This window comes from Microvirga makkahensis, from assembly GCF_009830105.1.
Classification (GTDB): Bacteria; Pseudomonadota; Alphaproteobacteria; order Rhizobiales; family Beijerinckiaceae; genus Microvirga; species Microvirga makkahensis.
This window is the reverse complement of the sequence record NZ_WURB01000064.1, coordinates 1-2,265: the sequence shown is the minus strand read 5'-3', so window position 1 is coordinate 2,265 and position 2,265 is coordinate 1. Positions and strand designations below refer to the sequence as shown.

Genomic DNA, 2,265 nt, shown 5'->3' with positions numbered 1-2,265 from the left:
ACCGCAACGCTCTCGTGGCCGAGGCGGGGCTGGACTGGCAGATCAACAAGGATATGGCTCTCGGCGTGTCCTACTCGGGCCAGATCGGGGCACGGACGCAGGAGCACGCGGTGAAGGGCAACTTCACTTGGCGCTTCGAAACACGTTAGATGTTTGGTCCCGGCACATGGCGGGCGGATTGAGCCCGAAGCATTGAGGCTCTATTGTCATTATCTTGGAGATGCACTCTTAGGGAGTGGGGACGCGTAGCGTCTTGAGCCTTCGAGCGACGTTGTCGGCGCTGACGCAATCAGCGGGATGCTGCCGGAGGAGGGATCGAATACCCATTCCGGTCGAGCTTAATCCATTGGAAGCACCCACAATTTCGCCGACGATAACCAATGGCGAGCGATAACGTAGTCTGGAGCAGCCAGTATAGTTCTGACCTGGCATTGGTTCGCTTTGTCGTCGCACAAGGGAAACTCCCAGTGAAACCTAATCTCCTGCTTACAGCTGTACTGCTGACTGCCTTCTCCGTACTTGCCGCCGTTTCTCAGACTGAAAGCTCGGCAGGAACCGGGGCGGACTCCATGCCCGCTGTGAATTGGCCGTTCGTCTAGACGGCGGACTCGGTGACCTATCTGGGCGACACCCTCACTCTCCAGGGGATTTCCCCACAAGCGATTGTGTTCGCGGGCAGGCCTGAAAGAGTGACGGGGGATGCCTCGACGGCGAAGTTCATCGAGTTCTGGACGTCCGGGAAGAGCGACCTCGAGAAGGATCCTCCGAACGCCACGCTGTCTGCCGTCGTTGAGGGGAAGCCTCAGTTGCCCGTGGTCGAACTGAGCAATCCGCAGCTCAACGGCACCAGCCCGACTTACAAGGTCAAGGTGCCGGGCGATAGACCTCCCCCAGCCACTTCCGGCGCCGCAAGCCCGTTCATCGACTGGTGGGCCTGGCATCCCGGCCCCTCTCCCGGTCCATGGGGCGTTGTTGGCGTGGCCCATACGGCGGGCTGCTGCCGCCCCGCCTGGGCATGGTAAGTCCGACCGCCAGAGGCCATCGGAAAGCCATATCGGCCAGCCTTGAGCAAGTCGTAATCTAAGGGGGCAATCGTTATGGGGGAACGCCGGGGGCGTTCTCACAAAATCGAAAGCCGCTAATCTGTCGAGGGCTCATGAAATCGCTTGAACGTGACGGGGTCAAACTGTTCTACCAAGAGTCAGAAGGCGCAGACCGACCTATTCTGCTGGTCCATGGCTGGTGCTGCGATCATACCTATCTGGCGTTCCAGCACGAATACTTCGCTCGCGCCGGGCATCGTGTTGTCTCCGTCGACCTGCGGGGGCATGGCCAGAGCGATAAGCCGCATCAATCTTATACTATGCAGGTTTTTGCTGATGACCTTGCATGGCTGTGCCAGCAACTCTCCCTGTCAGGGGTTGTAGTGGTTGGTCACAGCATGGGTGGCATAGTCGCGTTCGATCTTGCCTGCCGTCGGCCCGATACGGTCTCGGCGGCTGTGATGCTGGATGCGGCCGTGGTTCTCCCGTCCGCGGCACGTGCCGCCATCCCGCACTTCTTGGAGGAGCTGCGAAGTATCAACTACCGGGATGCACTCCGTAGCTTCGTCACCGACGCGCTGTTCCTTGCGACTGACGACAGTGAGCGGAAGCAGCGTATCCTCAAGGCAATGTTATCGACGCCGCAGCACGTTGTCGTATCGGCTTTCGAAGGTCTACGGGACTATGACCCCAGCGCCGCGGCCAAGGGACTGGCCGCGCCATGTCTCTACATTGCCGCTGACGAGGTGCAGCCACGTTCGGACGCGGTCAAATTCCACGAGATCGCGCCCGGAGTTGCCTATGGCAAGACTGTCGGTTCCGGGCATTTCTGTCAGATGGAAGTGCCGGACCAGGTGAACGCTATGATCGAACGCTTTCTCTTCGTCATTTCTCCGATTTAGCTCTGTCCTGTCCTAGACTGAGCGCTCTCAGACGGCATTTAGCCGCCAAATGCACGGAATACCGGACGCTCATGAAGGGCAAGGGGGATCATCGCTGCCTGACCGGGCCGTGAATAGCGTGGTTCTGAGATTGCCCGGATGAGCGCTGGTTGCGCGTGGGGCGCTGGGGGCATGGGAGGTCAGGCCGCCCCAGCGGCCTGCGGGAGGAGGGCGGGTTGGACGCTGTAGCGGCACGGCGATCTCGCGCGTATTCTCGTGCGATGCTCAACAAGCCTGGTGCGATGCTCAACAAGCACGCAAGAGGGCAAGCCGGCTCGTGC

2 protein-coding genes are annotated in these 2,265 nt (G+C 60.3%); both read left to right on the top strand.

What is annotated here, in order from left to right:
- Positions 1 to 611: 611 nt before the first annotated feature.
- The gene (locus tag GR328_RS26360; protein WP_160888606.1) at positions 612 to 1,022 is read left to right on the top strand and encodes a PH domain-containing protein; all 411 of its coding nucleotides are present in this window, start codon (positions 612 to 614) and stop codon (positions 1,020 to 1,022) included.
- Between the two features lie 134 nt (positions 1,023 to 1,156).
- Positions 1,157 to 1,945 (top strand): alpha/beta fold hydrolase, encoded by a 789-nt coding sequence (locus GR328_RS26355; RefSeq protein ID WP_160888605.1) that lies wholly within the window; start codon positions 1,157 to 1,159, stop codon positions 1,943 to 1,945.
- The last annotated feature ends 320 nt before the right edge of the window (positions 1,946 to 2,265 follow it).

Coding starts and splice junctions, on each gene's coding strand:
- GR328_RS26355 (WP_160888605.1), top strand. CDS start 1,157: ATGAAATCGCTTGAACGTGACGGGGTCAAACTGTTCTACCAAGAGTCA.